Raw genomic sequence first — 4,915 nt, 5'->3', positions numbered from 1 at the left:
GATATACCAATCTTAATGATACTATTTTGATTACTCCTGTTTTTCTCCTTCACTTCTCGGTGGTGACATAATCACTTTTTAACGTGTCTACAGAAAATGAGCATTGCGCGTAGCAGGAACTTACCTCGCGTTTGGAATCCAATTTTTTTCGCGGCATAAAGCCGCTGCTACTGCTATTGTGGGCTTCGCACTTTGCGCCAATAACCCGCCTATCAATCTCTAGCTACCTGCCACTATCGCATTAAAGCTGTCGTTATCGTGCAGGCTGGCAAATGCGCTTTCGTGCAATAACTCATTACGTAAGTTTGGCGAGTAATCAAGGGCCATTTTAATATCGGCTAATGCATCGGCATGTTTATGTGTAAGTGCATAAGCACACGCACGCTGCCAGTAGGCATAGCCGTAGTCGCTATCTATATCAATGGCTTGGTTACATAACTCAATGGCTTTGGCGGTTTCGTTTAACTCTAATAATGCATCCGCTTTGTAGGCAATGGCTTCTACATCTTCTGGCTTACGTTTTAAAATTTCGTCAAATATTTCTATTTTGTTTGCAAAGTCGCTTTCTAGGTTTGCGCGCATCCATAAAGAATGCACCTCATTAGTGACCGATATACGCTCCTGGTTACTGAGTATTTCTTCCGAGCGTACACGTAATTTTTCTTCAAGAATTTTTAAGCGATCTTCGTACTCGTCAGTGATCACACTTACACGCGTATTTACTATGTCTTCTACTTTGTTTTTAACATCGCGCAGCGAGTTCCAACCTACTAAAACCAAAATAGAGGCCGTAGCAGTAATAATAAAAAACACATTATTAATTGTGTCGGTGGTGTAAATAAGCGCTCTGTCGGCGGTGTCTAATTGGGCGTGGGTAACTTGTTTAGTTACATCTTCGCGTAATTGTTGTTGGTCTTGGCGAACAGCTTTTAACTCATCAAGAATATAGCGTTCTAAAAGCGGTTTATACATAGGCTCATTTAATTGTGCTAACGCTTGTTGCTGTTGCTGCTCTGTTGGGGCAGCTGCCTCTTGTGCATTAACAGTACTTAAAAGCGAAAAAAAACAAATAAATAGAATAGATATGTAAAAACGCATGGGTACGCCTAAGTTAATTATTAGTGACTAACCGCACTTTAACATGCAAGGCTTATTGGCACTAGGGCGTGTTGGCTTTGAACTTAAAACAACATGGCAAATTCACATAACCTTAACGCGCACTAAGTGTTAGGCAAAAAAAGCCAGCCCAAAGTGGACTGGCAAAACTGCTTAAAACAACAATAAATTGTCGCAGGGAAATAACAGGAGTGAGTGGTCATAATAATCAAGTTAATCTGAACATTTACTTAATTATTCAAAATAGATTTCAATAAGTTATAAAGTAAAGGTGCATTGGGCTTAGTAATGCACCTTTATAAACAACTTTAATTTCATGGTGAAGGGGGGTATTCCAATGTGCGCTTAATTAAAAGCCACTTTCAAACCCTTCACATAACATTACGGGTTAACTATTTAATCCGATCACTTAAATTTCAGCGCTTAAACATTATCCAATAAACCAATGGTTTCAATCGATTTAATACACTGGCGTATACAATATTTGGGGACTATATTGTTTGGGCAGTAAATAAAAATTATGTACAAAATTAATATACCTTAGGGGTTACTTTAAATGTAGGCGCTGGGGCTTGAGCAAAATAGTTAAATTCTTCATTTAAAGTAAGGAGCTGATAATGAGCAGCACTAAAACGGGCCAATGCCCGGTAATGCACGGTAGTAACTCAGTTATTTCTAAAGTAAACACAGATTGGTGGCCAAATACTCTAAATTTAGACATTCTTCATCAGCACGACACCAAATCAAACCCCTACGGCACAGACTTTAACTACGCCGAAGCATTCAAATCTCTCGATTTAGACGCAGTAAAAGCAGACCTAAAAACCTTTATGACCGATAGCCAAGATTGGTGGCCTGCCGATTGGGGTCATTACGGCGGCTTAATGATCCGCATGGCATGGCACTCTGCAGGTACGTATCGATTATCAGACGGCCGTGGTGGCGCAAGCACCGGTAACCAGCGTTTTTCACCGCTTAATTCGTGGCCAGATAACGCAAGCCTAGATAAAGCGCGCCGACTACTGTGGCCAATTAAGAAAAAATACGGCAATAAACTATCATGGGCCGACCTATTTATTTTGGCCGGTAATATGGCATACGAATCAATGGGCTTAAAAATTTATGGCTTTGCAGGGGGACGTGAAGACATATGGCACCCAGAAAAAGACATTTACTGGGGCGCAGAAAAAGAATGGCTAGCACCAAGTGATGAGCGATACGATAACGTAGAAAAGCCCGACACAATGGAAAATCCATTAGCTGCAGTACAAATGGGCTTAATTTACGTAAACCCTGAAGGTGTAAATGGTATACCCGATCCTCTTAAAACGGCGCAGCACGTACGTGAAACCTTTGCACGTATGGCAATGAACGATGAAGAAACCGCAGCGCTTACCGTAGGTGGCCACACAGTGGGTAAAACTCACGGTAACGGTAAAGCTGAACACTTAGGCCCAGAGCCTGAAGCAGCCGACGTACACGAGCAAGGCCTAGGTTGGAACAGCACTAAAGAAGGCGGCTTTGGCCGCAATACCGTAACATCGGGGCTAGAGGGCGCGTGGACAACCCACCCAACTAAATGGGACAACGGCTACTGCCACTTACTATTAAATTACGAGTGGGAACTAACTAAAAGCCCTGCAGGTGCGCACCAATGGGAGCCTGTAAACATTAAAGAAGAAGACAAACCGGTAGATGTAGAAGACCCATCAATTCGTTTAAACCCAATGATGACCGACGCCGATATGGCTATGAAGGTAGACCCAATCTACCGTAAAATTATTGAACGTTTTAACGACGACTTTGAGTATTTTTCTGACGTGTTTGCCCGCGCGTGGTTTAAACTTACACACCGCGACTTAGGCCCTAAAGCGTGTTACTTAGGTAAAGATGTACCAAGCGAAGACCTAATTTGGCAAGACCCAATTCCAAGTGTTGACTACACCTTATCAGAGGATGAGATTAGCGAGCTAAAAGCACAAATTCTTGATTGTGGCGTAAGCGCAACCGATTTAATTACTACAGCATGGGATAGCGCACGAACGTACCGTGGCTCAGACCGCCGTGGTGGTGCAAATGGCGCGCGTATTCGCTTAGCTCCGCAAAAAGATTGGCAGGGTAATGAGCCAGAGCGCCTAGCAAGCGTACTTAGCGCCCTTGAAAAATTTAAAGCAGGGTTAGCTAAACCTATCAGCATTGCAGATTTAATCGTATTAGGTGGCACAGCTGCAGTAGAGCAAGCGGCAAAACAAGCAGGTGTTGATGTAACAGTACCGTTTGCGCCAGGGCGCGGCGATGCAACCGACGAAATGACCGATGCCGAGTCGTTTGAGCCGTTAGAGCCAGTGCATGATTGCTTTAGAAACTACCTTAAAGGTGACTTTAGCGTATCGCCAGAAGAGCTACTTTTAGAGCGTAGCCAGTTAATGGGCCTAACTGCACCAGAAATGACCGTACTGTTTGGCGGAATGCGCGTGCTAGGCACCAACTACGCAGGCAGCAATCACGGTGTATTTACTGATAATGTAGGCACGCTTTCTACCGACTTTTTTGTAAACCTAACCGACATGGCCAATAACTGGAAACCGTCTGAGCCAGGTGTTTACAACATTGTTGAACGTAAAACAGGCACTATAAAATGGACTGCAACACGTATAGATTTAGTGTTTGGTTCAAACTCTATATTACGTGCATTAAGCGAATTTTACGCACAAGACGACAACAACGAATGTTTTGTACATGACTTTGTAAATGCATGGGTAAAAGTAATGAACGCCGACAGATTTGATCTTAAATAAATCATTTTAATAGGCATAAAAGGGGAGCACATCGCTCCCCTTTTTTATTGTCTAAATTTTAGCTTTGAGCTTGTAGGCTCCGGGCTTGTTCAGGGTTGATGTGCTGCTACTCATTAATATAACCATAGAGGGCACAGAGACGCACCGCGCTACACAGAGAAAACAATGGGGGGAGTCATTTCTCCAGCTTTTCCCCTTCACTTCTCGGTGATGACATAATAACTTTTAAATAAAAGCACAGGCTAACCACGTAGCAGGAACTTACCTCGCGTTTGGTATTAAATTTTTCGCGGCATAAAGCCGCTGCTACTCATTAATATAACCACAGAGAACACAGAGGCGCTTCGCGCTACACAGAGGAAACAATGGGGAAGTCACTTCTCCTGTTCTTCTCCTTCACTGCTCGGTGGTGACATAATCGCTTTTAAACGAAAACTGCGCGTCTAGCACTAAATTCAAATACTGTTTTGTAGAGCGAATTCTTACTGATGTGATCATTTATTAAATCACTTATGCTCTAGCTCTAAAAGCGGAGCGTCTCTTAACCTCTTTGTGAATAATTGGCTTAACTTGTTTTTAACCACAGAGGGCACAGAGGCGCTTCGCGCTTCACAGAGAAACATAGGTATAAATAAGTCACTTCTCCTGCTCTTCTCCTTCACTTCTCGGTGGTAACATAATCGCTTTTAAACGAAAACTGTGCGCGTCTAGCACTAAATTCAAATACTGTTTTGTAGACCGCATTCTTTCTTATGTGATCATTTATTAAATCACTTATGCTCTAGCTCTAAAAGCGGAGCGTCTTTTAACCTCTTTGTGAATAATTGGCTTAACTTGTTTTTAACCACAGAGAACACAGAGGCGCTGCGCGCTACACAGAGGAAACAATGGGGAAGTCACTTCTCCTGTTCTTCTCCTTCACTTCTCGGTGGTGACATAATCACTTTTTAACGTGTCTACAGAAAATGAGCATTGCGCGTAGCAGGAACTTTCCTCGCGTT

General features: G+C 42.8%; 2 protein-coding genes. One reads left to right on the top strand and one right to left on the bottom strand.

Features of this window, described 5'->3' with window-relative positions; genetic code table 11:
* Positions 1-219: 219 nt before the first annotated feature.
* Positions 220-1,098, bottom strand: a complete 879-nt coding sequence (locus tag CWC17_RS18330; RefSeq protein WP_138614534.1) for a tetratricopeptide repeat protein — start codon at positions 1,096-1,098, stop codon at positions 220-222.
* 635 nt (positions 1,099-1,733) lie between these two features.
* Between CWC17_RS18330 and katG the strand changes: the two genes are divergently transcribed.
* Complete coding sequence (katG, locus tag CWC17_RS18325) at positions 1,734-3,914, top strand: catalase/peroxidase HPI (RefSeq protein ID WP_138614532.1); 2,181 nt, start codon at positions 1,734-1,736, stop codon at positions 3,912-3,914.
* Positions 3,915-4,915: the final 1,001 nt, after the last annotated feature.

Source organism: Pseudoalteromonas sp. S3785 (genome assembly GCF_005887365.1).
Lineage (GTDB): Bacteria > Pseudomonadota > Gammaproteobacteria > Enterobacterales > Alteromonadaceae > Pseudoalteromonas.
Note: the sequence above shows the minus strand (reverse complement) of the source record. Positions and strands in the feature narration are given on the sequence as shown.